Origin of the sequence: Pseudomonas sp. H9, assembly GCF_004353925.1 — a bacterium.
Classification (GTDB): Bacteria; Pseudomonadota; Gammaproteobacteria; order Pseudomonadales; family Pseudomonadaceae; genus Aquipseudomonas.
The window spans coordinates 218,417-243,084 of record NZ_SMOK01000017.1 but is presented as its reverse complement, the minus strand read 5'-3'; the positions used below and the strand labels follow the sequence as shown (position 1 = coordinate 243,084).

The following is a 24,668-nucleotide window of genomic DNA, read 5'->3' as shown; positions in this document are numbered from 1 at the left end:
CAATACTTATGAGCACCAGTGCAGCACAACAGAACAGTCACGAGAACGGCACGTCCAGCCTTCTCGACAGCATCATTGCCGAAACCCGTCTGGCGCCGGAAGACGAAGCCTATGGTATCGCCAAGCGCGGCGTATCAGCCTTCATCGAAGAGTTGCTGAAACCGCAAAATGACGGTGAACCGGTCAAGAAGGCCATGGTTGATCGCATGATCGCCGAGATCGATGCCAAGCTCAGCCGCCAGATGGACGAAATCGTTCACCACGAAGACTTCCAGTCACTGGAGTCGGCTTGGCGTGGCCTGCAATTGCTGGTCGAGCGCACCAATTTCCGCGAAAACATCAAGATCGAAATCCTCAACGTTTCCAAGCAGGACCTGCTGGATGATTTCGAAGACTCGCCGGAAGTCATGCAGGCCGGCCTGTACAAGCACGTCTACACCGCTGAGTATGGTCAGTTCGGTGGCCAGCCGGTGGGCGCGATCATCGCCAACTACTACCTGTCCCCCAGCGCGCCTGATGTGAAGTTGATGCAGTACGTGTCCAGTGTCGCCTGCATGGCGCACGCGCCCTTCATCGCCGCCGCCGGTCCGGCGTTCTTCGGCCTGGAAAGCTTTACCGGCCTGCCAGACCTCAAAGACCTGAAAGATCACTTTGAAGGCCCGCAATTTGCCAAATGGCAGAGTTTCCGGCAGTCGGAAGACTCGCGCTACATCGGTCTGACCCTGCCGCGGTTTCTGTTGCGTAACCCGTACGACCCAGAAGCCAACCCGGTGAAATCCTTCGTCTACAAGGAAACTGTTGCCAACAGCCATGAGCATTACCTGTGGGGCAACACGGCGTATGCGTTCGGTACCAAGCTGACCGACAGTTTCGCCAAGTTCCGCTGGTGCCCGAACATCATTGGCCCTCAGAGCGGTGGAGCCGTCGAGGACCTGCCGCTGCATCACTTCGAAAGCATGGGCGAAATCGAAACCAAGATTCCGACCGAGGTCCTGGTCAGTGACCGCCGTGAATACGAACTGGCCGAAGAAGGCTTCATTTCCCTGACGATGCGCAAAGGCAGTGACAACGCCGCGTTCTTCTCCGCCAGCTCTGTGCAGAAACCAAAGTTCTTCGGCACCAGTGATGAAGGCAAGACTGCCGAGTTGAACTACAAGCTCAGCACACAGTTGCCGTACATGATGATCGTCAACCGACTGGCTCACTATTTGAAAGTGTTGCAGCGCGAGCAGCTCGGTTCGTGGAAAGAACGTACCGACCTCGAACTGGAGCTCAACAAGTGGATCCGTCAGTACGTGGCTGATCAGGAGAATCCGAGTGCTGAAGTGCGTGGCCGTCGTCCGCTGCGCGCCGCAGAGATCACTGTCAGCGATGTAGAGGGTGAGCCAGGCTGGTACCGCGTCAGCTTGAACGTGCGTCCGCACTTCAAGTACATGGGCGCTGATTTCACCTTGTCGCTGGTTGGCAAGCTGGACAAAGAGTAGTCAGGAGCCTGGTCATGAGTGGTTACGGCAGCCTGTTCGAACGATTGGGTGGCGAAGCTGACAAGCGTTCCGGCTGGAGTCACGAAGTTTGCATCATGGCGTCGGTGGCTGCCCACCTGGGCAAGATGCTCAGTACCCGTGCGGGCAGCGTGCAAACGTTGTCCGATTACGGGCTGCCTGACCTTAACGACATGCGCCTGAGCCTGCACGACGCCCTGAACCAGGCGCGTCTGGCCATCGAGAATTTCATCGAAGCCTATGAGCCGCGCCTGAGCGGTGTGCGTGTCGTTTCCCTGCCACGTGAGCACGATCCGCTTCGCTTGTCTTTCACCATTGAAGGCCTGCTGGAGGTCGATGGCTTGAAGCGCCAGGCTCGGTTTACCGCGTGCCTGGATGGCAGCGGCAAGGCCGAAGTCAGTTAAACCGACGGCGTCAGCCAACAGCACGTCGATGCCAATGCTGCTGGCTTCACGACGTTCACGAGCACAGAAAGCAAGGAACCCGAAGTGTCGTTCAACCATTACTACCAAAGCGAGCTTACCGCGTTGCGCCAGTTAGGTCGCCGCTTCGCCGAGCGTAGTCCGGCATTGGCTCCCTTTCTCAGTGAGGCCGGGAGAGACCCGGACGTCGAGCGCCTGCTGGAAGGTTTCGCTTTCCTCACTGGGCGGCTGCGCCAGAAGCTCGATGACGAGTTACCGGAACTGAGCCACTCGTTGATGCACCTGCTGTGTCCTAACTATATGCGGCCGCTGCCAGCGTTCAGCATTCTGCAGTTCGAACCACTACCGCAATCCGGGCCGGCCTACTGTGTGGAGCGTGATACCCCGGTGCAGAGCGAGCCCATTGATGATGTGCAGTGCTGTTTTCGCACCTGCTACCCCACCGATGTCTTGCCACTGAGCCTGACGGCACTGAACTATTCAGTGAAAGGTGATGGCGCACTGCTGAGCCTGCGCCTGCAGATGAGCTGTGACGGCCATGTCGGCGAACTGAAACTGAGCCGCCTGCGCCTGCACCTCGCAGGCGAGCGTTACATCAGCCAGACGCTCTACCTGAGCCTGTTGCGCAACCTCAAAGGCATCGAACTGGTGCCGCTGGACGCAGAAGGCAGGCCGTGCCTGGGTGCCGACGGCCGCGCGCTGTCGTTCAGTTTGGCGGGCAAACACGTTCAGCCTGTTGGCTTCGCCGAAGAAGAGGCGCTGATCCCGTATCCGCTGAACACCTTTCGCGGCTATCGCTATCTGCAGGAGTACTTCGCGTTTCAGGACAAATTCCTGTTTGTCGATCTGACCGGCCTCGACTTGCTCCAGTCGCTGCCCGAGGACACGCTCAAGCAGATACATGGCCTGGAAGTACGCTTCGACATTCGCAAGAGCGGTATCCAGCGCCTGCGGCCGACGCTGGAAAATGTCAGGTTGTTTTGTACACCCATCGTCAATCTGTTCCAGCACGATGCACTGCCGATTCGTCTCGACGGCAAGCAGGACGAGTACCTGTTACTGCCAGCGACGTACGCACTGGAGCACTGCGGAGTGTTTTCGGTAGAGGCGGTGACCGGCTGGAACCCCAGCGGTACTGGTTACCAGGAATATGTGCCGTTCGAGTCCTTCGAGCACGACCTGAGCTTCGACGTCCCGCAGACGCACCCGCACTACAGCATCCGTCAGCGTTCTTCGTTGTTGCACGACGGCCTGGATACTTACCTGAGCTTTGGCGTGCGCGACACCGAAGCGCACGAAACCTTGTCCGTCGAGCTGACCTGCACCAACCAAAACCTACCGCGTCGTCTCAAGCAAGGACAGATCAACCAGACGTGCGCGAAAACTCCGGAGTTCCTGAAGTTCAGCAATATCACACCGGTCACCGCGAGTTATGCGCCGCCGTTGAATCGAGACTTTCTCTGGAAGCTGATCAGCAACATGTCACTCAACTACCTGTCGCTGGCCAATGTCGAGGCACTGAAGGTGATTCTCGAAACGTATGACCTGCCGCGCTACTACGACCAACACCTGGAAAAAGTCAGCAAACGCCTGCTGGGTGGGCTCAAGTCGATTCGGCATACGCATGTCGACAGGCTGCATCGGGGCTTGCCGATGCGCGGGTTGCGCACTGAGCTGACTATGGATCCGCAAAGCTACATCGGCGAAGGCGACATGTTCGTGTTCGCTTCGGTACTCAACGAGTTTTTCGCTCTTTACGCCAGTCTCAACTCCTATCACGAGCTGCGGGTAAACAGTACACAGGGAGAGGTGTACCAATGGACACCACGTATGGGGCTTCAGCCCCTGCTTTGAGCGGCTTGGCCCAAGTCATCCGCGAGTACTCGCTGTTTCAGGCGGTGCTGGTGGTGCTGGAGCGGCTGCGCGAAGCTCATCCTGACCTGAGCGAAGAAGACCTCTATGAGCAATTGGAATTTCAGGCCAATCCAAGCCTGGGGTTCCCTGGCAGCGATATCGATCGCGTGGAGTTTTTCGAAGAGCAGGGGCAGATGCGCGCGCGGCTGCGTTTCAACCTGATCGGGTTGTTCGGGGCCAGCTCGCCGCTGCCGGCGTTTTACGGTGAGCAGGCCCTGGGTGACAGTGAAGGCGGCAACCCGATCCGTGGTTTTCTCGACCTGTTTCATCATCGCCTGCAGCGTTTGATGCTGCCGATCTGGAGCAAGTATCGCTACCACGCCAGTTTCAGGCGCGGCGCGTTCGACCCGTTTTCGGCGCAGCTGTTCGCCCTGATCGGTCTCGGTGGCAAGGATATCCGCAAAGCCAGGGAGCTGAACTGGAAGCGACTGTTGCCGTACCTCGGCCTGCTCAGCCTGCGGGCCCATTCGGCGGCGCTGATTGAGGCTGTGCTGCGTTACTACTTCAAGCATGCCGACCTGCTGATCGAGCAATGCATCGAGCGCCGGGTGGTGATCCTTGAGGAGCAACGCAATCGGTTGGCCCTCGCCAACAGCATGCTCGGCGAGGACCTGGTGCTCGGCGAGCGGGTGCGCGACCGCTGCGGCAAGTTTCGCATCCATGTCCGCCAACTGGACTGGCAGCGCTTTCACGAGTTTCTGCCGATCGGTGTGGGTTACCAGCCACTGTGTGCGCTGGTGCGTTTCACCCTGCGTGATCCGCTGGATTACGACATTCGCCTGGTCTTGCGCCAGGAGGAAATTCACGAACTGCGCATCGGCGAGCAGAACGCCTGCCGCCTTGGATGGACCAGCTGGCTCGGCCGTGAGCGTGCCGACGGCGTGGTCATTCTGGGCAGCAAAACGGATTGAGGACACATGAGATGATCAACGTAGACCTGCAGCAACTGATCCAGGCGCTCGACGCCGAAACCCGCCGTGACCTGGAGCACTCTGCCGAACGCTGCGTGGCTCGCGGCGGCAACAAAATCCTGGTGGAAGACCTGCTGCTGGCACTCCTGGAGCGCCCGGGCGGTCTGCTGGCTCGGGCACTGCAGGATGCCGAAGTGGACATTGGTGAGCTGAGTTCAGCCTTGCAGCCGCGGGTTGAGCAGAGTGCTTCACGTAACCCGGTGTTCGCGCCTGAGCTGGTGCAATGGCTGCAGGATGCCTTGCTGGTGGCCAACCTTGAACTCGGTCAGCATCAGGTTGAGCAGGCGGCGCTGATCCTCGCGCTGCTGCGTAACCCATTGCGTTATGCCGGTAGCCGATACCAGTCGGTGTTGGCCAGGCTGAACATCGAGCGTCTGAAGGATTTTGCCTTGTCGCGGCAAGAGGCATCTGACAGCGGTAAAACCCCGGCTTCCGGTGAGTCGCTGTTGCAGCGATTCACCCATAACCTGACCCAGCAGGCACGCGAAGATCGGCTTGATCCGGTGTTGTGCCGCGATGGCGCCATCCGTCAGATGATCGACATCCTTGCCCGTCGGCGCAAGAACAACCCGATTGTGGTCGGTGAAGCCGGCGTCGGGAAAACTGCCGTGGTTGAAGGCTTGGCCTCGCGCATCGCTGCCGGCGAGGTGCCCGCGGTGCTCAAGGGTGTTGAGCTGTTATCGCTGGACATGGGGTTGCTGCAGGCGGGCGCCAGCGTCAAGGGTGAGTTCGAGCGTCGCCTCAAGGGTGTGATCGACGAGGTCAAAGCCTCGCCCAAGCCGATCATTCTGTTTATCGACGAGGCCCACACCCTGATCGGTGCAGGGGGGCAGGCAGGCGGTTCCGATGCGGCCAACCTGCTCAAGCCAGCCTTGGCCCGTGGCGAACTGCGCACCATTGCTGCCACGACCTGGGCCGAGTACAAGAAGTACTTCGAGAAAGATCCTGCGCTGGCCCGACGTTTTCAGCCCGTGCAGTTGCACGAGCCGACGGTCAGCGAGGCGGTGACCATTCTGCGTGGCCTGGCCCAGGTCTACGAACAGAGCCACGGTATTTACCTGCGCGACGATGCGGTGGTGTCGGCAGCCGAGCTGTCGGCCCGTTACCTGGCCGGTCGGCAATTGCCGGACAAGGCGGTGGATGTGCTTGATACTGCCTGTGCGCGGGTACGGATCAGTCTGGCAGCTGCGCCGCAGAGCCTGGAATCCCTGCGTGGCGAGCTGGCCGAAGGCAATCGCCAGTTTCAGGCGATGCGCCGCGATAGCGAGGCCGGCCTGGCGATCGACCAGGAGGCACTGGATGCGCTGCAGGCGCGTCTGCAAGAAGCCACCGTCGAGCAGCAAAGGCTGGAAACACGCTGGCACCAACAGCGCACCCTGGCCGAGCGGCTGCTCACGTTGCGTCAACAACTGTCCAAAGCCCGCGCTGCCACCTGCCAGCCACCACAGGGGGCGGTAGAGGAGGGGGCCGAAGGCAGGACGATTGAGCCCCTAAACGCGAGTGAGGAAGAAGAACTGGGCGTCGAGGCGCTGGAAGCCGCCCTTGATGAAACCCATCGCGCCCTGAGTGATGCCCAGCGCCAGGAGCGTCTGGTCAGCTTTGAGGTTTGCCCGCGCCTGGTGGCTGAAGTGGTCAGCGCCTGGACTGGCGTACCGCTGACGCAACTGGCCCGTGAATACAATGCCAAGGTGGCGAGTTTCGCCACCGACCTGCGCACGCGGATTCGCGGTCAGGAGCAAGCAGTGCACGCCTTGGACCGCTCGATGCGTGCGACCGCCGCGGGGCTGAACAAAGCGGATGCACCGGTGGGGGTTTTCCTGTTGGTAGGCCCAAGCGGGGTAGGCAAGACTGAAACCGCTCTTGCCCTGGCTGACCTGCTGTATGGCGGCGAACGTTTCCTTACCACCATCAACATGTCGGAGTTCCAGGAAAAGCACACCGTGTCGCGTCTGATCGGCGCGCCGCCTGGCTATGTTGGTTACGGTGAGGGGGGAATGCTGACCGAGGCGGTGCGGCAGAAACCCTATTCAGTGGTGCTGCTTGACGAGGTCGAGAAAGCCGACCCGGATGTGCTGAACCTGTTCTATCAGATTTTCGATAAGGGCGTGGTCAACGACGGTGAAGGGCGGTCGATCGACTTTCGCAACACCCTGATCCTGATGACCTCGAACCTGGGCAGCGAGCGCATCAGCAGGTTGTGTGAAAGCGACGACCGACCGAGTGCAGAGGCCCTGGAAGCAAGCATTCGGCCGGTCCTGAGCCAGCACTTCAAGCCTGCGCTGCTGGCGCGCATGCGCGTGGTGCCCTTCTATCCGGTTGGCGGCGCAGTGCTGCGTGAGCTGATCGAAGTCAAACTGAATCGTTTGGGGGAACGCCTGAGCCGTCGCCAGCTGGTATTCACGTATTGCCAGCGCCTGGTCGATCACCTGGCTGAACGCTGTACCCAGAGCGACAGCGGTGCGCGCCTGATCGATCACCTGCTTGATCTACATGTGCTGCCACTGGTGGCCGACCGTCTGCTTGAGGCCATGGCTCGCAGAGAAACCCTCAAGCAAGTGCACGCGACGCTCGACAGTAGCGGCGGCGTGACGTGCCAGTTCGCTTGAGGTGGGTGTGATGTTCACGCAAGTACCGCAACCGCTGATGTACGCTGAGGCGCTGGTGGCGCAGCTTGTCAGTCTGGCCCGGGCGGCTGACGGCCCGGCACTGCTGGGTGAGTTCGTGCGTGGGGTAGCCGAACTCAGCGGCTGCGAGCTGAGCCAGTTGTACCTGCTCGATGCCACCCATACGCGGCTGGGCTTGAGTGCAGAATGCCTGGACGGCGCGCTGCAACCCCGGGAAGCGGCGAGCCTGTCGGCAGATTACAACGGCGAGCAACTGCTGCAGTTTGCCTTGTGCCAGAGCCGCGTGGTGAACATGGTCGGGCTCAACGGCAGCCTGCACGATACCAATTTTCTGCCACCCCGGGACACACCCTGGCAGTCGCTGCTGTGCGTGCCATTGGTCAATACACAAAAGGCCGTTGAAGGCTTGTTGTTGTGTGCCAGCCGGGAACATATGGACCTGCAGGCATTTGCCGACTCGATGCTGCAACTGGGGTCGTTCGTGCTCGGGCAATTGCAGCTCTTGCACCACCTGCATCGTCCGCTGCGCGCGGCAGAAGCAGAGGCCAGCACCCCGGTCAGTGCCAGCGGTTACGGGCTCATTGGCACCAGCACGGCCATGCGTCAGACCTACCGGTTGATCAGCAAGGTGCTGCATAGCCCCTACACCATATTGCTCTGTGGTGAGACCGGCACGGGTAAGGAAGTCGTGGCCCGCGCCATCCACGACTACGGCCCGCGGCGTTCCCAGGCGTTCGTTGTACAGAATTGTGCCGCGTTTCCAGAGAGCCTGCTTGAGAGCGAGCTGTTCGGCTACCGAAAAGGTGCTTTCACCGGCGCCGATTGCGACCGCCCGGGGCTGTTCGATGCGGCCAATGGCGGCACGTTGTTGCTGGATGAAATTGGCGACATGCCTTTATCCCTGCAGGCCAAGCTGCTGCGCGTATTGCAGGAAAGTGAGATCCGTCCGTTGGGTTCAAACGACACGCATAAGGTCGATGTGCGCATCATCGCTGCGACCCATCGCGACCTGGCGATGCTGGTCAGTGAAGGCACCTTTCGTGAAGACCTTTACTACCGCCTGGCGCAATTCCCGATCGAGTTGCCGGCCTTGCGCCAGCGCGAAGGCGACATCCTCGACCTGGCCCGGCATTTCGCCGAAAAGGCCTGTGCCTTCCTGTGCCGCGAACGGGTGAGTTGGTCGGAAACGGCCCTGAATCTACTGCTGAACTACAGCTTCCCGGGCAACGTGCGCGAGCTCAAGGGGCTGGTAGAGCGGGCGGTGTTGCTGTGCGAAGGCGGCGAGCTGCAGGCGGAGCATTTCTCCTTGAACCGCGAAGCGCTGCCGGAGGCCGTCGGCCTGAACCTGCGCGAGCGCCTGGAGAGGGTCGAGCGCCATCTGCTGCTCGCTTGCCTGCGCAAGAACGACGGTAACCAGAGCCTGGCAGCCCGTGAGCTCGGTTTGCCCAGACGCACGCTGCTGTACCGCCTTGGACGCCTGAACATCAACCTCAGTGATGTAGAGGGCTAGCGCAGCAGGGTTCCCCACGCGCGTTTTATCAATTGGTTCGTCGCCCGCAAGGGGCGGCGTTGTATGCATTTTCTACTCATGGAGACCTTCTGATGTCTGTTCGTCAGTGGCAAGCCGCTCTGCTGGTTCTGTTCGTTCTCAGCGGCCTTGGCGGTTGTAGCGGCAATTACAAGTTCAACGACAACACCTATCGCCCCTTGGGTGATCCACAGGCGGTCAATCGCGGTAAGTGACCGCAAGGAGCATCACGATGGAACTGGTTTTCGAAATGCTCAATAGCTGGCAGTTCGAACCTAAGCTGGCGCGCAGTTGGTCTTTCACCCTGGAGGGAGGGGTGATCGGGCGGGCCGAGGGTTGCGACTGGGTCATCCCCGATAGCACATCTCAGTTGTCTAAATGCCACGCGAAGGTCAGTTACCGTGACGGGGCGTTTTTTCTCACCGATACCAGCAGTAACGGAACCTGGCTCAGCAACGGCGCACGTCTGTACAAGGGGACGCCGCATCGCATTGAGCACGGCAGCGTGTACAGGCTGGGGCGGTTCGAGATCCGTGCGCTTCTGGTGCGCACGTCGGCAACCCCGGAGGTCGAAGCAGGGCGCCCGCAAGCTGCCGGTAGCACCATTCCCGATGACGCATTCATCGGCCTCGACCCGCTCAAGATGCTGGACGAGCAGGAACGGATGTATGCGCCAATCGACGAGCTGGCCGCACTTGACCCACCACGGCAGGCCACCCAGCAACGCGCGGATTTCGCCCGTATCGACGTGGAAAGCCTGTTGGTGCCGGAGCTGGTGGCGCCGCCCGAGGCGCCGGTCGCAGCCGAACAAGCCCCGGTGGCTGACACGCGTGAAGATTTCTGGAGGCAATTTGCTGCAGCGCTGGGTGTGGAACTCACTGACCTTGATCAGGACGAGCGTGAGGCCTTGGCGATCAATGCCGCAGGCCTGCTCAAGCACAGCATCGGCGGCCTGCAGCAAAGCCTGTATACCCGCGATGAACTGAAAGGCGAATTGCGTCTGGCGCTGTGCAGTGCCCAGGGCGTCAGCAAAAACCCGCTCAAACTCGCCCTGGATACCCACGAAGTGTTGGGCATCCTGCTGCAGCGCAGCCAACCCGGGCAGCCCTCGGGGGAGCAGGCCATCCAAGGGGCTTTGCGCGAATTGCAGGCGCATCAGGTGGCGCTTTTGGCGGCCAGCCGCGCGGCGCTGCGTGGCGCGCTCGAGCATTTCTCGCCACAGCAGCTGACCTTGCGTTTCGAACGTGACAGCAAACCGCTGCTGGCCACTGCCGGCAGTCGCTGGCGGGCTTTTGGCCGCTATCACCAGGCCTTGCGTGAGGACGATGACTGGGTCGAGCGCCTGCTGGCCCGTGACTTCGCTCAGGCCTACGAAGAACAGATTCGCCTGATTGGCACCCTTCACACCGACCACCAAGGATAACGCGCATGTCTCGCTTCGCAACGCTGATGTTCAAGACGCTGGCTGCGCTGACGGCTCTGGCACTACTGGCCGGTTGCTCGTCACTGTCGCCGTATTCAACCCTCACCAAGTTGAACCTCACGCTCACGACCAGCGATGAGCTCAACCCCGATCTCAATGGTCGTCCGTCGCCCATCGTGGTGCGGCTGATCGAGCTCAAGCACCCGGTAGCCTTCGAAAACGCCGACTTTTTCAGCCTTTACGAGCGTGCCAAGGAGTCGCTGGAGCCGGACATGGTTGCCAGCGAAGAGCTGGAACTGCGCCCGGGTGAAACCGTGACACTCAAGCTCAGCGTCGAACCCGGCAGTCGTTATGTCGGTGTGCTCGCCGCTTATCGCGATCTTTCTCAAAGCCAGTGGCGCTATGTGTTGCAGCTCACGCCAACGCAACTGAACGAAGCCGATTTAATCCTCGAACAGGCTGGTATCCGCACCCGCAACGCAACGCTCTCCAAGGCGGACAAATCATCATGAATGTACATAAAGTCATTTGGCAGGAAGGCATGTTGCTGCGTCCGCAGCACTTCCAGCATAACGATCGTTACTACGACCACCAGATGAAAACCCGCACCCAGCTGCTGAGCAGCAATTGCTGGGGTTTTTTGCGTCTGGAAATCGATTTGCACTTCCTCGACATGGGCAAGCTGGTGGTTAGCCAGGCCTCGGGTGTCCTGCCTGACGGCAGCCTGTTCGAAAATACTGAGCCGTTGGCCCTCGACGTGCCTCCCAACACGAGCAATACCCCGGTCTATCTGGCGTTGCCGCTGGTGACCGGCAATCACGTCGAGGCGCGGCGCCCAGAGCAGTCTGACGTGCTGGCGCGCTACACCGCCTATGAAGCGGAAGTGGCCGACTCCAACGCCGGCGAAGACACCAGCAGCCAGGTTAACTGCGCGAAGCCGGAGTTCCGCTTGCTGCTGGGCGAGCAACAGAGCGATCAGGCGTATGTAAAGCTCAAATTTTGCGAAGTGCTCGATACCACACCGGATGGGGTGATCAGCCTCGACCCCGATTTCGTCCCGACCTTCATTCATGTGCAGGCCTCGAACTACCTGCTGTCGTGCTTGAAGGAGGTGATCAGCATGCTCGGGCATCGCGGCGATGCCATTGCTGATCGCATTCGGTCCAATGGCAAGGTTGGCGGTGCTGAAGTCGGCGACTTCATGATGCTGCAACTGATCAACCGTACCGAGTTGCTACTGCGCCATGACCTGGGCCTGGAGCAGGTGCACCCTCAGGAGCTGTACCGCACGCTGCTGACCATGCTCGGCGATTTGGCGACCTTTGCCAGTGACAGCAAGCGACCGCGCCTGGACAGCGGTTACCAGCACAGCGACCAGGGCGCGTGCTTCCGTAAATTGATGGACGCGATCCGTCAGGTGCTGTCGATGGTGCTGGAGCAGCACGCAATCGAGCTGGAGCTGCAGGTGCGTGAGTACGGGATCATCGTCGCGCCATTGCACGACCGGGCACTGCTGGGCTCGGCTTCGTTCGTCCTGGCGGCTAGTGCCAGCTGCGACTCCGAGGAGCTGCGCCATCGCTTGCCGGCGCACCTTAAGGTCGGTGGGGTGGAGCAGATTCGCCAATTGGTCAACCTGCACTTGCCAGGGATAAAGATCAAGCCGTTGCCGGTGGCACCACGGCAGATCGCATTCCACGCCAACAAGACTTATTTCATTCTCGAACTCAGCGCCGATGACCTGGCTCAACTTCAACGCTCCGGAGGGTTCGCCTTCCATGTGTCCGGCGAGTTCGCTGAGCTTGAACTGAAATTCTGGGCCATCAGGAACTGACCGACATGAGCAATGAAATCGAATACGACCAGGATGACAGAACCGTCCTGGTCGACTATCAGGGCCATGGCCCTGCGCAGGCGCCACTCACCGAGCACGCCGCCTCGCCGCGCATCGAGCAACTTGGCGACCGGATGATCTTCGCCGCCCGCCTGCGCTCAGCCGATACCTTCGACATCAGCCTGAATACGCTGGTGGCGGCGGCTTCCGATTTGTTATCGGAAGTGGTTCAGCTCAAACACAGCAAGGCCCAGGAAGAATTGGGAACGCTCAACACGCGGCTGGCCAATGAGGTGGATCGGTTCGAAGCGCGCGCCCTGCACAAGGGGGCGGAAAGTAGCCACGTCAACACTGCCCGCTACCTGTTGTGCACCGTGGTCGACGAGGCAGTGGTCACCGCCGCTGAGGGCAATGAAAGTCACTGGCCGCAAATGAGCCTGCTTAGTCGTTTCCATAGCGAGACCTTTGGTGGCGAGAAATTTTTCCAGCTGCTGTCGAAGCTGACGAAGGACCCGGTCAAGCACCTGCCGATGCTGGAGCTGATGTACCTGTGCATGGCGTTGGGCTTTGAGGGCAAGTACCGGATCATGCCCCACGGCAATCGCGAACTCGAAGGCATTCGTGATTCGCTGTACCGACAGATCCGCCAGCTGCGTGGCGATGTACCGCGTGAGCTGTCGCCACACTGGCAGGGCCTGCGCGACAAACGCCGGCGTCTGGTGCGCATCGTGCCGTGGTGGATGGTCGCGCTGTTTACCGGGGTTTGCCTGGTGGTGATGTATTCGGGGTTTGCCTGGGTACTGGGCGAGCAGCGCGATAGCGTTCTGCATCTTTATCAGCAGCCCGACCCGTCGGTGGTCCAGCTCCAGCAGCAATTCAGGAATGTGCAATGAAAAACCTCTTCAAGAAAGTCGGTTCCGTCCTGGGCCAGACATGGCTCTGGACGTTGCTGTTGGTGCTGGCCGCGACGTTGTTGGTGTGGTTCGTCGGGCCATTGCTGGCGGTCAACGATTACAAGTTCTGGAAAAGCCCGACCTCGCGGCTGTTGAGCATCTGCGCGCTGTTGCTGATCTGGGGCCTGACCATGGTCTTTGTCAGCTGGCGTGCGGGTGTCCGTCGGAACGCCGTCGAGGACAGCGAAGACGGTCAGGCGCGTCTGCATCGTGAAGGGCTGCTGGACAAGGAGCGTAAAGCGCTGACCAGTCGATTCAAAGAAGCCATGCATACCCTCAAGACATCGAGTCTGTATCGCGGACGTAGCGAGCGCTGGCGTGAAGACTTGCCCTGGTACCTATTGATCGGTCCGCAGAACAGTGGCAAGACCAGCCTGCTGGATTTCTCCGGTCTGGAGTTCCCGATCAACAAACTTGAGCGCAAGCTGACCCGCGAATCCCTCAGCACCGAGCATTGCGATTGGTACTTCGCAGACAACGGTGTGCTGATCGACACCGCCGGTCGCTACCTGAGTCAGGAAACCGAAGGTGTCGACAGTACTGGCTGGAACACCTTGCTCACCCTGTTGCGCAAGCGCCGTCGTGGGCGACCGTTGAATGGCGTGCTGGTGACCCTACCGGTCGAAAAACTGCTCACCGACGATAAAACCGAGGTTGAGTCGTTGGCACGTAAGGTGCGCCAGCGTTTGCACGAAGTGCATCAGGCTCTGCATGTCGACGTGCCGGTGTATCTGGTGTTGAGCAAAGCCGACCAGTTGCTGGGTTTCGATGAGTTTTTCGATCAGTTGAGTCGCGAGGAAAGCGATCAGGTACTCGGTACCAGTTTTCTCAAGGAGCAGAACGGCACTGACGTCGACGTACTGCGCCAAGCGTTCGAAGAATTGCTGCGCCACCTGAACAGCCAGGTGATCATGCGCATGCACCAGGAGCGCGATACCCAGCGCCGTGGCCGCATTCTCGACTTCCCACATCAATTGGGGAAGATCGGCCAGCACCTGTGCGTGTTCGTTGAGGCGGCGTTCACGGGAAACCGCTACCAGCGGGCGAGCCGGTTGCGTGGTTTTTACTTGACCGGCGTGCCGCACCTGAAGGAAAAGCGCGACCAACAGCGTGAGCGCAGCGACGCACCGTCGCCCCTGCACAGCAGTCAATCGCGCTTCATTCACCATCTGCTGAGCCGGGTAATTTTTCCCGAAGCCGATTTGGCTGGCCTGGACCGGCGTGAGCGTAGCCGCATTCATTGGGGCCAGCGTGCAGTTTACGGTGGAGCATTGTTGGCCCTGGTGTTGTTTGGTCTGCTCTGGGCCGCAGGCTTCTCCATTAATTATGAGCGCCTGGAAAAGCTGCGCACTCTGGCGCAGAGCTGGACCCAGCAGCGCTCCAGTCTGACTGCCGACGATGATGCGATGGCGGCGCTCAACGCCCTCGACACCCGTTTCCAGGCCACCCAGGTGTTTCCGGGTACGCGGGGAGTCGCGTTGCACGAGCGGGTCGGCCTGTACCAGGGGCGTGAAAGCAACCCGGTGGTGCTCAGCGCCTACGAGCGTGAACTTCAGGCGCTGTTGTTGCCACAGGTGGCGCAGATGCTCGAAGAACAGATCCGTACCAGCCTGAGTAATCGTGACCGCCTGCTCAACAGCCTGCGGGCGTACCTGATGTTGAACCTGCAAGACCGTCGCGACCATGCCTGGTTGCAGCGCTGGGTAGCCACCGATTGGTCTTCACGCTATAGCGGTAATACCGCTGTGCAGAATGGCCTGAACCAGCACTTTGAACGCTTGCTGGCACTGCCATTCAGCTTTCCGCTGAACGAGACGCTGGTAGCCCAGGCCCGCCAGATCTTGCGTAGCGAGTCGCTCGCCAACGTGGTGTACCGTGCGTTGCGTGAGCAGGGGCGCAGCCTGCCGGAGTACCGTTTGAGCCAGCATCTGGGCTCGCAAGGGGAGCTGTTCTACGGCACCGACTACGCCATTCCGGGCTTCTACACTCAGCAAGGTTATCAGCAGTACTTTTCGATTCAGGGCGTTACGCTGGTCAACGATATCCTGCGCGATAACTGGGTGTTGGGTGAAGGCAGCGGTATCAGCGACATGGACCTGCGCGGGCTGATGGTGGAGCTTGAGCAGCTGTATTTTCGTGACTATGCCAACTACTGGAGTGAGGCGATCGGCCAGGTTGGCCTGCAACCGTTCGGTGATGCCGGAGAGGGCGCTGATCAGGTTGCAGGTTTGATCTCGGCCAACTCGCCGGTGCTGCAACTACTGATGGCGATACGTGAAAACACCCGCTTTCAGGCCAATGCCGTAAGCGCTGAACAGATAAGCGCCGCAGCGGGCAAGGTGTCCGCGAAGGGTGGGGCGCTGGGCAAGGTTGCAACAGTAGCTGGGCAGGCTCAGGGCGCGCTGGCTCAGCATTTGCCAGACACTGCGAAAAAATCATTGCAACGCCGCTTTGAGCCGCTGCACCGTCTGCTGGATGACAACGACGGCCCAACGGCGGACCTGACTCCGGTGCTTCAGGCGCTGAACGATCTACAGCTGCAACTGGCCGGCCTGGCCCGTGCCAGTGTGCCCGAACAGGCGGCGTACGAGTTGGCCAAGACCCGCATGCGCGGCCAGTGTGATGTGTTGAGCAACCTGCGCAACGCATCGACGCGCTTGCCGCGCCCCGTGAGTGCCTGGTTCAACCTGCTGGCCGAGGACGCTTGGCGCCTGGTGCTCAGCGACGCCTACCAGTACCTGAATCAGCGCTACCAGAGCGAGCTGTACAGCTTCTACGGCAAGGCCATCAGCAAGCGTTACCCCTTCAACGCCCATAGCACCAGCGATGTCGCCATGAACGACTTTCGCGAGTTCTTCAAGGCCCAGGGTATTGCTGATCGCTTCTTTGAAACCTACATGCGGCCATTCGTCAGTGGCGGGCCGAGCAATTATCACCTGCGCAGCATCGACGGCCACAGTCTGCCAGTCTCCAGGGCTTACCTCGATCAAGTGGCTGCGGCCCAGGTGATCCGCCAGAGCTTCTTCGCGCAAAACCCGGCGCAACCGCAGGTGCAGTTCAAGCTGGAACCGTACACCCTGGACCCAGTGGTTAGCCGTTCCGAGTTCCGATTCGGCGACAAGACCATGGAGTACCGTCACGGTCCGATCGTGCCGAAATCTTTCCAATGGCCAACCGATGCCGATGACGGTCGGACCAGCCTGGTGCTGGAAAAGGCCGCCGGGCTCTCGATTGGCATCGAGAAGAACACCGGGCCCTGGTCGTTGTTCCGTCTGTTCGACCTGATGCAGACCGAGTACCTGACTGGCCGCGACGTGATGGTGCTGAAGGCTGAGGTGGGAGGGCTGCGTGCCAACTATCTGCTCATGAGTCAGCGCGTGCCGAATCCGTTTGATGTGCGGGTTTTGCGCAGCTATCGCATGCCGGTGGAGCTCTGATGCCGGTCAACCGGCCTTGGCGCAGCGCTGCGCGCACCGATCCGGGCAAGGTCCGAGCACGTAACGAAGATGCCTTTCTCGCGTGCCCGGAGCAAGGGCTCTGGGTGGTCGCGGACGGCATGGGTGGGCATCAACGGGGTGACATCGCCAGTCAGTTGATCGTGGCCAGCCTGGCTGAGTTACCGGAGCAGGGAGGTTTTGAACAGCAACTCAAGGGCCTGCGCCAGTGCCTGCACTGGCTTAACCGGCGACTGCGCCAAGAGTTGACCGTCACTGCCGAGTGCCAGGACAGCATCATGGGCAGCACAGTGGTTGCACTGCTGCTCAGAGGCAACCGTGCGGCGTGCATCTGGGCGGGTGACAGTCGCTGTTACTTGTGGCGCGGGCAGCGGTTGTATCAGCTATCAAGAGACCATTCACTGCTGCAGCAACTGCTCGATGCGCAACAGATCAGCGTCGAGCAGGCGCGGGTGCATCCGGCGGCCAACGCCCTGACACGGGCGGTGGGCGCGAGTGAACAGCTGACCCTGGAGATCCTGGAGCTGCAGGTCTATCCCGGTGATGTCTTTTTGCTGTGCAGTGATGGCCTGTATCAGGGGCTGACCAGTGACGCGCTGGGCGCTGCGTTGAGCCTGGCGTCGCCGCAAGCGGCGCTGGAACGTCTGTTCGACGGCGCCATGCAAGGCGCGGCAAGGGACAACATGACCGCTGTGGTGATCCGCCAATGAGTGACTTCAAGCCTGTGCAAGAGCACATCCAGCCAGGCCAGGACGCGGCCGAGAACCTGACGTATTTCGCTTTCGCCAACGCCCACGAGGCGCCCCCTTGCGTTGGAGCCAAGGGCAAAGGCCGCAAGCGCTCCCAAAAGTGCTCGCGTATCAACACCAAGCCTGTGCTGCCTGCCGGTGAACTTCCGGAAGTATTGGCTGGGCGTTACCGCCTCGAACACTTGCTCGGAGCCGGTGGTATGGGGGCCGTTTATCGCGCGCGGGATCTACTTCACGAACAGTTCGGTGATCCGGACCCTTACATTGCGCTCAAGGTCATAAGCGAAGCATTCGCCGAGTCACCGGATGCCAGCGCCTTGCTGTTCAGCGAGTTCACCCTGACCCGACGTTTGCGCCACCCGAACGTCGTGCGCTTGTACAGTTTCGAGGTGGACAGCCACTGGCGCCGCGCCTTTATCACCATGGAGCTGATGCGCGGCCTGGCGCTGGACAAACTGCTCTGTGAGCGGCCTGCTGGTTTACCGTGGAACGAGCTGTGTAATGTACTGCTGCCGCTGCTGGATGCCTTGGCCTACAGCCACGCTTGTGGTGTGCTGCACGGCGACCTCAAGTTGAGTAACGTGATGTTGTGCGAAGAGGGGGTGCGCCTGTTTGACTTCGGCCTGAGTCAGGCAGAGGAGGGCAGCTTGAGCGCTTTGCCGCAACTCAGTCGCGCGCGCTTCAAGGCCTGGACGCCCAGTTATGCTGCTCCTGAGCTACTGGAGGGTGCCGCACTGTCAGTCAGGAGCGATCTGTATTCGCTGGCGTGTGTGATTTATGAGTTGGCCAGTGGCAAACACCCGTTCCGCCGATTGCCTTCGACCCAGGCGCGTGACGAGGGGCTTGATCAAAAGCTGCAAGCGCCGCCGAACCTTCCGAAGCACTGTTGGCCTGCACTGCGCAGAGCGTTGGCGTTTGATCCGTCGGTACGACAGACCACGGTCTGCGAGCTGCAGGATGCGTTCAACAAGCCGGTGCCCTGGTTCAAGCGCTGGCGGAATTGACACTGAGGCCCGCTATGGCAGACCACCAGCGCTTGATACAAATCAAGGCCCTCACGCCGTTCTCGGCAGACACTGAAGCTTCGCAGTTCGTCTCGGAGCCCCGTCATGCTCGATGTCCTTCACTCTCACAGCGAGCCAACCGTTCGACACGATGAAGGCGTGCTCGAACCCTATTGCCATCTCGATGCTAGTGCATTCCACCCTGGTGTCGGTTCACTGGATGTACTGCGTGCGTTACGCAGCAGTCGTCAACAGCAACGCCAGTTGGCGTTGAACCTGCAGGTGCCGGCGCATTTGCGTGTTGCCGGGCATTGCATGGAGGCTTATTTTCGCGGCCTGGCCCAGGAGATCGAGCGGGTTGGCTGTCACGTGGCGAAGCAGCAGCGGGTCGAGCAGTTTCATCTGGGGGGGCTCACGCCCGAGCCTGCGCGGCTACAGCAGTTGATGAGCCAATTGCGGCGGCGCTTCAACTTTATCTTCGACGAAAGTGATGATTACAGCGTTGATGTCGATGTGCAGCACACTACCTGGGCGACCATGGGCGTTCTGCGTGAGCTGGGTTTTCTTCATGTCAGCATTGGTGTGCCAGACATCGCCAACGGTCTGTCAGTGGCCAGCTTTCAGAACCCTGCGCCCATTCAATCGCTGATCGATGCCGCGCGTACCTTTGGCTTCCGAACAGTAAGTGTTGACCTTGGTTATGGCCATGCCTGGCAAACCCCGGACAGTGTCACCCGGAAACTGGCCACCCTGATAGAACTGGAGCCCGACCGCTTGCAGGTGTTCGATTATGCCCAGCCACCGTTACGCTATGCCCACTGTGGCCAACGTCTTGTCGGAAGCGCGCCCGACAAAACGCTGATGCGCAGAATTTGTTTTGAACGTCTGTTGGAGGCGGGCTATCAGCACATCGGTCTGGGGCTGTTTGTCAGGCCGGACGATGATCTGGCTATCGCGCAAGAGCGTGGTCGCTTGCATCGCAACATCTTGGGTTTTACCCGCTATGGTTACTGCGACCACTTAGGCGTTGGCCTGGGGGCCATCAGTCAGATTGATACGCTGTATGCGCAAAATGCCGAGGCGCTGGGTATGTACCTGGAAAAACTGCAGCAGGGCCAATTGGCCACATGCCGAGGCTGGTTGCCCACCACGACCGCATAGCGAATGCCGGGAGTCGAAACATGCAGGTCCTTGATCGGCGTAAAGCCTTGGCCATTGTGCCGCTGTTGCGTCTGGCGTTTCGCCCTTTCTTTCTTGCCGGTTGTGGCCTGGCATTGCTTGCGGTGCCGCTATGGCTGGCGGCATTGCAAGGCGCGCTGGGGGACTGGCAACCCGCCGGGGGCTGGCTGGCCTGGCACCGGCACGAATTGTTGTTTGGTTTTGGCTTGGCGATCATCGCCGGTTTCCTGCTAACCGCGGTGCAAAACTGGACTGGTCAGCCTGGGCTCAGTGGCACTCCGCTGGCGGTGTTGGCGCTATTGTGGCTGGCGGGCCGTCTGGCCTGGCTGGTCAATCTGCCATGGCCGTTGCTGGTGTTGGTGGAGCTAGCCTTCCCGCTGCTGGTGGCTGTGCTGATGGCCAGGGCGCTGTGGCGGGTTCGGCAAAAGCGAAATTACCCGGTCGTGTTGGTGCTGCTGTTGCTGACGGCAGCGGATGCCATTGCGATGTACGGGTTGGCTCAGGGACACGACGGCTGGCAACGTCAGGGTGTGCTCAGTGGCATCTGGCTGGTTGCTGCGCTGATGGGATTGATTGCAGGGCGAGTTATTCCGTTCTTTACCCAGCGCGGATTGGGGCGAGTCGAAAGTGTGGCGCCCTGGCCTTGGCTGGACGGCGTTCTGCTGGCAGGCACTGCGTTGGTGGCGCTGTTGTATGTGGCAGGCCCTGCAGTGTCCGCCAATGCCTGGATCGGTGTGCTATTCGCGGTGTTGGCCTTCGGGCATGGGCTGCGGGTGTGGCGTTGGCATGATCATGGACTGTGGCACGTGCCGTTGCTGTGGTCGTTGCATGTCGCCTATGGCTGGTTGGCCGTTGCCTGCCTGGGCATGGCGCTGTGGCATTTTGGCGTCACCGTGAACCCAAGCCTCGCGCTGCACAGCCTGACCGTCGGCGCAATGGCCGGGTTGATTCTGGCCATGGTCGCCCGGGTCAGCCTGGGGCATACCGGGCGGCCTTTGCAGCCCCCTGCGGGGGTGACATTGGCGTTCATCCTGCTTAACCTCGCCGGGGTGAGCCGAGTGCTACTGGTGCCGTGGATGCCAATGACGGGGTTATGGCTTGCCGGGGGCTGCTGGATTGCGGCGTTTGCCCTGATTCTCTGGCGTTACGCGCCCATGTTGTTGAGTGCACGGGTTGACGGGCATCCGGGATAGCCCGCAGCGTAGCAGGAGGCTGACGATGTTCTATCCGTACGTGCTGGTGATCCATCTGCTGGCGGCGATTGCCTTCATTGGCACGTTGTTCTTTGAAGTGTGCATCTGGTATTCGGCGCGCCGGCAGTTGTTGCCTGGCTCGCAACTTGCGGTTGATCAGGCCATCGCTTCACGCTCGCGCAAGGTGCTGCATGGTGTGGTGCTGGTGCTGTATGGCGCCGGGGCTGTGCTGGCCTGGTATCACCGCAGCGCACTGAGCCAGCCACTGGCAAGCAGCTTTGCCAGCCTGCTGAGCCTGAAAATCCTCCTGGCGCTGAGCATCATCGGGCATTACTTGCTGTTGGCCTACTGGCTGCAGCGGGGGCGCCTAAGTGAAGAGCGCGCCCGCCGAATTCGCTACAGCATTCTCAGCCACATGCTGCTGATCGTGATCCTCGCCAAGGCCATGTTCTACGGGTAGGAGCGGGCTTGCCCCGCGATAGGATGTCACTGTCACACCGCTGTCGCGGGGGCAAGCCCGCTCCAACAAGTGCCTGGCAACCTTGATATCAATCAATCCCAGCGCGCCGTTTTATCCGTAACCTGCACTGCATATTGTGTTTTTTTTGAAGTTAAACACCTATATGTAGTGTCGGGGGACAAATGGGCAGCATGCAGAGCAGGGTAGGAGTAGGGGGCAGCCCAGACCGCAAGACGCTGGTCGAAGTGGCGAGTTCGGTGAATGAGTACCTGGACCGCGAAGACTGGCGGGTCCAGGCCAACGCCAATCAGGGTTACTCGCTGGGAGGGCTAGTGCTCAATGTGGCGGGCAAGGTCACTGCCAATTACTGGCTTGATGAGGTGTACAGCGAAGCCATTGGCCGCGCTCATCGTGAGGCCGACCTGCATGTGCACGACCTGGACATGCTCGCGGGCTATTGCGCCGGTTGGTCGCTGCGCACGTTGTTGCATGAAGGTCTCAACGGTGTACCCGGTCGGGTCGAGGCCGGCCCGCCCAAGCACTTGAGCAGCGCGCTGGGGCAGATGGTCAACTTCCTCGGTACGCTGCAGAACGAATGGGCCGGTGCTCAGGCCTTCAGCTCCTTTGATACTTATCTGGCACCCTATGTGCGCAAGGATCGGCTCGACTACGCGCAGGTGCGTCAGGCCATGCAGGAGTTCATCTACAACCTCAATGTGCCGTCGCGCTGGGGTACCCAGACACCCTTTACCAACCTGACGTTCGACTGGGTATGCCCGCAAGACCTGCGCGAGCAGATCCCGGTGATTGGCGGTGAGGAAATGCCATTTGCCTATGGCGAGCTGCAGGCGGAAATGGACCTGCTCAATCGTGCCTACATTGAAGTGATGCAGGCGGGTGATGCCAAGGGGCGGGTGTTCACCTTTCCGATTCCGACGTACAACATCACCCACGATTTCCCCTGGGATAGCGACAACGCCGACCGCCTGTTCGAGATGACTGCGCGTTATGGCCTGCCGTATTTCCAGAACTTCCTTAACTCCGACATGCTGCCCAATCAGGTGCGCTCGATGTGCTGCCGCTTGCAACTGGATGTGCGAGAGCTGCTCAAACGGGGTGGTGGCTTGTTCGGTTCGGCGGAGCAGACCGGCTCTTTGGGTGTGGTCACGCTCAATTGCGCTCGACTGGGTTATCTGTTCAAAGGCGACAGTAATGGCCTGGTCCAGCGCCTGGACGCCTTGATGGAGCTGGCAATGGAAAGCCTTGAGGTCAAACGCAAGGTGATTCAGCGCCACATGGACGCCGGTCTGTACCCATATACCCGGCGCTACCTGGGCACCTTGCGCAACCACTTTTCTACCATCGGCGTTAACGGCCTGCACGAGATGCTGCGCAACTTCAGCGATGACCAGATGGGGCTGCACACCGACACCGGTCGGCGCTTTGCGCTGAACCTGCTGGACCATATACGCGCCACCCTTGTGCGTTTCCAGGAGCAGACCGGCCACCTGTACAACCTGGAGGCGACACCTGCCGAAGGCACCACATACCGTTTCGCCAAGGAAGACCTCAAGCGCTACCCCGACATCCTCCAGGCCGGCAGCGCGCAGGCACCGTACTACACCAACTCCTCGCAACTGCCGGTGGGTTACACCGATGACCCGTTCGAAGCGCTGGAGCTTCAGGATGAACTGCAGTGTAAATACACTGGCGGTACGGTGCTGCACCTGTATATGGCCGAGCAGATCTCTTCTACGCAGGCCTGCAAGCAACTGGTACGCAACGCCCTAGGGCGTTTCCACCTGCCTTACCTGACGGTGACCCCGACCTTTTCCATCTGCCCGGTGCATGGCTACCTGGCAGGCGAGCACGCGTTTTGCCCGAAATGCGCCGGGGTTACACGCTGCGAAGTCTGGACGCGGGTGATGGGGTATCACCGCCCGGTGTCGGCGTTCAACCCGGGCAAACAGGCGGAGCACCGCGAGCGCCAACACTTCACTGAGTACCCTGCGATGGCCAGGCGGCCATGACGTGTGCGCTACGGGTCGGGGGCATGGTGCCCCTGACCACCCTCGACTATCCGGACAAACTGGCCTGTGTGGTGTTCTGCCAAGGTTGTGCCTGGCGCTGCCGGTATTGCCACAACCCACAGTTGACCTCACCACGGGGCCAACACGAATTGCCTTGGGAGCAGGTGTTGGCTTTTCTTGAGCGTCGTACCGGCCTGCTTGATGCGGTGGTGTTCAGTGGCGGCGAGGCAACGCTGCAGGCGCAACTGCCTGAGGCGATGGCCGAGGTTCGGCAGCGGGGCTTCAGCGTTGGCCTGCACAGTGCCGGTATCAAACCGCAGGCGTTCGCCCGGGCACTGTCGGCAGCCGACTGGGTTGGCTTCGACGTCAAGGCGTTGGCCGAGGAGTGCGCGGTGATCACGCAAGTGCGGGGTAGCGGGGCGGTCAACTGGCGCAGCCTCGACCTGCTGCTGGCCAGCGATGTCGAGTATGAATGCCGGACCACGGTGCATTGGCAGTTGATCGACCCGGCACGGTTGTTGATCCTGGGCCAGCGTTTGCATGAGCGGGGTGTCAAACGCTTTGTCGTACAGCAGGTGCGTAGCGCCCGCATGCTGGACGCGAGCCTGCCCGATGATGTGCAGCCCGAGGCCCTGGCGGTTCTGTGGGGCCGTCTCGGTGAGTTGTTTCCGGTATTTGAAGTGCGCAGTTAGCTATTACTTCACCCGAGCTGGCGTGGGCCAGGCGCAATTGATGTAAATCAAGGCGTACCTGCGGACCGGGCGTTAACTTGAAGGTGCCTTTATACCCATCAGGGGACATACATGGCCAAGCCCTTTCCCATTAGTCCAAAGCACCCCGAGCGTATCTGCTGGGGCTGCGATCGCTATTGCGCGAGCCATGCGCTGGCCTGTGGCAACGGAGCCGACCGGACTATGCACCCTGCAGAGATGCTAGGTGACGACTGGTACCTGCACGGTGATTGGGGCATCGTTGCACCCGGCAACGATGCTGATAAAGGTGAAGGGCCCGGCTAAATCGGACCCTTTCAACCCACTCAATGTTGTTCAGTCAGAACACATGCTGATGCCTGTCCAGTTGCTGATCGACTAGCCATTTACCATGCGCAAGCGACGCGTGCTGGGCATTCTCCAGATCCGCCATGAATGCCATCTTCACCGGCAGCGACAGGCGCCGGCTGGTGTGGCCTTCGGGATCGGTGATCAGACAACCGCCGGCAAACGGTGTGGGAATGCCGTCGTGGGTTTCGACGCTGGCGGTAATGGTGTGGTTGCGATGCGTGCACTGAAGGGTTTTCATCGTCCTGACCTCGCTGCTGGGGTATCGGTAGCTCGCCGTGTTCAAGCACTCCTCGTTCAGGTGCTCTTTCGGGTATACCACAGCAGGGGCAGGGGGGGGACTTGGGCCGACGTGTGGGAGATACCATCTCC

At 60.5% G+C, this 24,668-nt stretch carries 20 protein-coding genes and 1 pseudogene; 20 read left to right on the top strand and 1 reads right to left on the bottom strand.

Annotated elements, in window-relative coordinates; all coding sequences use genetic code 11:
• Positions 1-8 precede the first annotated feature (8 nt).
• The 20 genes and pseudogenes from tssC (at position 9) to E1573_RS14925 (ending at position 24,254) form a co-directional block, all read left to right on the top strand.
• On the top strand, positions 9-1,484 hold the full coding sequence (gene tssC, locus E1573_RS15020; protein ID WP_133214994.1) for a type VI secretion system contractile sheath large subunit: 1,476 nt from the start codon (positions 9-11) through the stop codon (positions 1,482-1,484).
• Between the two features lie 14 nt (positions 1,485-1,498).
• A complete protein-coding gene (tssE, locus tag E1573_RS15015; protein ID WP_133214992.1) occupies positions 1,499-1,906 on the top strand; it encodes a type VI secretion system baseplate subunit TssE in 408 nt (135 codons plus the stop codon).
• A gap of 84 nt (positions 1,907-1,990) precedes the next feature.
• On the top strand, positions 1,991-3,778 hold the full coding sequence (gene tssF / locus E1573_RS15010) for a type VI secretion system baseplate subunit TssF (RefSeq protein WP_133214990.1): 1,788 nt from the start codon (positions 1,991-1,993) through the stop codon (positions 3,776-3,778).
• Entirely contained in the window at positions 3,742-4,749 is a 1,008-nt protein-coding gene (tssG, locus tag E1573_RS15005; protein ID WP_133214988.1) for a type VI secretion system baseplate subunit TssG, read from the top strand. Before tssF ends, tssG begins: the two co-directional genes overlap by 37 nt.
• Before the next feature lie 11 nt (positions 4,750-4,760).
• Positions 4,761-7,415: a type VI secretion system ATPase TssH gene (tssH, locus tag E1573_RS15000; protein WP_133214986.1), complete on the top strand. Its 2,655-nt coding sequence runs from the start codon at positions 4,761-4,763 to the stop codon at positions 7,413-7,415.
• Between the two features lie 10 nt (positions 7,416-7,425).
• Positions 7,426-8,943, top strand: coding sequence for a sigma-54-dependent Fis family transcriptional regulator (locus E1573_RS14995; protein WP_133214984.1), 1,518 nt, complete (start codon positions 7,426-7,428; stop codon positions 8,941-8,943).
• Positions 8,944-9,035: 92 nt separating this feature from the next.
• Positions 9,036-9,176 (top strand): type VI secretion protein, encoded by a 141-nt coding sequence (locus E1573_RS14990; protein WP_133214982.1) that lies wholly within the window; start codon positions 9,036-9,038, stop codon positions 9,174-9,176.
• A 17-nt stretch (positions 9,177-9,193) separates the two neighbouring features.
• Positions 9,194-10,384 (top strand): type VI secretion system-associated FHA domain protein TagH, encoded by a 1,191-nt coding sequence (gene tagH, locus E1573_RS14985; protein ID WP_133214980.1) that lies wholly within the window; start codon positions 9,194-9,196, stop codon positions 10,382-10,384.
• A gap of 5 nt (positions 10,385-10,389) precedes the next feature.
• Entirely contained in the window at positions 10,390-10,896 is a 507-nt protein-coding gene (gene tssJ, locus E1573_RS14980) for a type VI secretion system lipoprotein TssJ (protein WP_133214978.1), read from the top strand.
• The gene (gene tssK, locus E1573_RS14975; protein ID WP_133214976.1) at positions 10,893-12,215 is read left to right on the top strand and encodes a type VI secretion system baseplate subunit TssK; all 1,323 of its coding nucleotides are present in this window, start codon (positions 10,893-10,895) and stop codon (positions 12,213-12,215) included. The genes tssJ and tssK overlap by 4 nt, the downstream gene beginning before the upstream one ends.
• Positions 12,216-12,220: 5 nt before the next feature.
• A complete protein-coding gene (icmH, locus tag E1573_RS14970) occupies positions 12,221-13,108 on the top strand; it encodes a type IVB secretion system protein IcmH/DotU (RefSeq protein ID WP_133214974.1) in 888 nt (295 codons plus the stop codon).
• The gene (tssM, locus tag E1573_RS14965; protein WP_133214972.1) at positions 13,105-16,605 is read left to right on the top strand and encodes a type VI secretion system membrane subunit TssM; all 3,501 of its coding nucleotides are present in this window, start codon (positions 13,105-13,107) and stop codon (positions 16,603-16,605) included. Before icmH ends, tssM begins: the two co-directional genes overlap by 4 nt.
• Positions 16,605-17,333 carry a PP2C family serine/threonine-protein phosphatase gene (locus E1573_RS14960; protein WP_133214970.1) on the top strand — a complete coding sequence of 243 codons (729 nt, stop codon included), beginning with the start codon at positions 16,605-16,607 and terminating at the stop codon, positions 17,331-17,333. The genes tssM and E1573_RS14960 overlap by 1 nt, the downstream gene beginning before the upstream one ends.
• Entirely contained in the window at positions 17,330-18,376 is a 1,047-nt protein-coding gene (locus E1573_RS14955) for a serine/threonine-protein kinase (protein WP_133214968.1), read from the top strand. The genes E1573_RS14960 and E1573_RS14955 overlap by 4 nt, the downstream gene beginning before the upstream one ends.
• A 105-nt stretch (positions 18,377-18,481) precedes the next feature.
• Positions 18,482-19,516, top strand: a pseudogene (locus tag E1573_RS14950) (coproporphyrinogen III oxidase); the annotation flags it as partial.
• 41 nt (positions 19,517-19,557) lie between these two features.
• Positions 19,558-20,748, top strand: coding sequence for an NnrS family protein (locus tag E1573_RS14945; RefSeq protein ID WP_133214964.1), 1,191 nt, complete (start codon positions 19,558-19,560; stop codon positions 20,746-20,748).
• A 25-nt stretch (positions 20,749-20,773) separates the two neighbouring features.
• The gene (locus E1573_RS14940) at positions 20,774-21,208 is read left to right on the top strand and encodes a hypothetical protein (RefSeq protein WP_133214962.1); all 435 of its coding nucleotides are present in this window, start codon (positions 20,774-20,776) and stop codon (positions 21,206-21,208) included.
• Between the two features lie 182 nt (positions 21,209-21,390).
• A complete protein-coding gene (locus E1573_RS14935) occupies positions 21,391-23,238 on the top strand; it encodes a ribonucleoside triphosphate reductase (RefSeq protein ID WP_256659541.1) in 1,848 nt (615 codons plus the stop codon).
• Positions 23,235-23,930, top strand: coding sequence for an anaerobic ribonucleoside-triphosphate reductase activating protein (locus tag E1573_RS14930; RefSeq protein WP_133214960.1), 696 nt, complete (start codon positions 23,235-23,237; stop codon positions 23,928-23,930). Before E1573_RS14935 ends, E1573_RS14930 begins: the two co-directional genes overlap by 4 nt.
• A gap of 111 nt (positions 23,931-24,041) precedes the next feature.
• Entirely contained in the window at positions 24,042-24,254 is a 213-nt protein-coding gene (locus E1573_RS14925; RefSeq protein WP_133214958.1) for a DUF3079 domain-containing protein, read from the top strand.
• A gap of 34 nt (positions 24,255-24,288) precedes the next feature.
• Here the strand turns inward: E1573_RS14925 and E1573_RS14920 are convergent, their stop codons facing one another.
• The gene (locus tag E1573_RS14920; protein ID WP_133214956.1) at positions 24,289-24,537 is read right to left on the bottom strand and encodes a hypothetical protein; all 249 of its coding nucleotides are present in this window, start codon (positions 24,535-24,537) and stop codon (positions 24,289-24,291) included.
• Positions 24,538-24,668: the final 131 nt, after the last annotated feature.

Excerpts from the sequence above, each read along its gene's own strand:
- E1573_RS14945 (WP_133214964.1), top strand. The coding sequence starts at position 19,558 with ATGCAGGTCCTTGATCGGCGTAAAGCCTTGGCCATTGTGCCGCTGTTG.
- tagH (WP_133214980.1), top strand. The coding sequence starts at position 9,194 with ATGGAACTGGTTTTCGAAATGCTCAATAGCTGGCAGTTCGAACCTAAG.
- E1573_RS14955 (WP_133214968.1), top strand. The coding sequence starts at position 17,330 with ATGAGTGACTTCAAGCCTGTGCAAGAGCACATCCAGCCAGGCCAGGAC.
- E1573_RS14990 (WP_133214982.1), top strand. The coding sequence starts at position 9,036 with ATGTCTGTTCGTCAGTGGCAAGCCGCTCTGCTGGTTCTGTTCGTTCTC.
- tssJ (WP_133214978.1), top strand. The coding sequence starts at position 10,390 with ATGTCTCGCTTCGCAACGCTGATGTTCAAGACGCTGGCTGCGCTGACG.
- E1573_RS14995 (WP_133214984.1), top strand. The coding sequence starts at position 7,426 with ATGTTCACGCAAGTACCGCAACCGCTGATGTACGCTGAGGCGCTGGTG.
- E1573_RS14925 (WP_133214958.1), top strand. The coding sequence starts at position 24,042 with ATGGCCAAGCCCTTTCCCATTAGTCCAAAGCACCCCGAGCGTATCTGC.
- tssH (WP_133214986.1), top strand. The coding sequence starts at position 4,761 with ATGATCAACGTAGACCTGCAGCAACTGATCCAGGCGCTCGACGCCGAA.
- tssC (WP_133214994.1), top strand. The coding sequence starts at position 9 with ATGAGCACCAGTGCAGCACAACAGAACAGTCACGAGAACGGCACGTCC.
- tssE (WP_133214992.1), top strand. The coding sequence starts at position 1,499 with ATGAGTGGTTACGGCAGCCTGTTCGAACGATTGGGTGGCGAAGCTGAC.
- tssK (WP_133214976.1), top strand. The coding sequence starts at position 10,893 with ATGAATGTACATAAAGTCATTTGGCAGGAAGGCATGTTGCTGCGTCCG.
- E1573_RS14940 (WP_133214962.1), top strand. The coding sequence starts at position 20,774 with ATGTTCTATCCGTACGTGCTGGTGATCCATCTGCTGGCGGCGATTGCC.
- E1573_RS14960 (WP_133214970.1), top strand. The coding sequence starts at position 16,605 with ATGCCGGTCAACCGGCCTTGGCGCAGCGCTGCGCGCACCGATCCGGGC.
- E1573_RS14930 (WP_133214960.1), top strand. The coding sequence starts at position 23,235 with ATGACGTGTGCGCTACGGGTCGGGGGCATGGTGCCCCTGACCACCCTC.
- E1573_RS14935 (WP_256659541.1), top strand. The coding sequence starts at position 21,391 with ATGGGCAGCATGCAGAGCAGGGTAGGAGTAGGGGGCAGCCCAGACCGC.
- tssM (WP_133214972.1), top strand. The coding sequence starts at position 13,105 with ATGAAAAACCTCTTCAAGAAAGTCGGTTCCGTCCTGGGCCAGACATGG.
- tssG (WP_133214988.1), top strand. The coding sequence starts at position 3,742 with ATGGACACCACGTATGGGGCTTCAGCCCCTGCTTTGAGCGGCTTGGCC.
- icmH (WP_133214974.1), top strand. The coding sequence starts at position 12,221 with ATGAGCAATGAAATCGAATACGACCAGGATGACAGAACCGTCCTGGTC.
- E1573_RS14920 (WP_133214956.1), bottom strand. The coding sequence starts at position 24,537 with ATGAAAACCCTTCAGTGCACGCATCGCAACCACACCATTACCGCCAGC.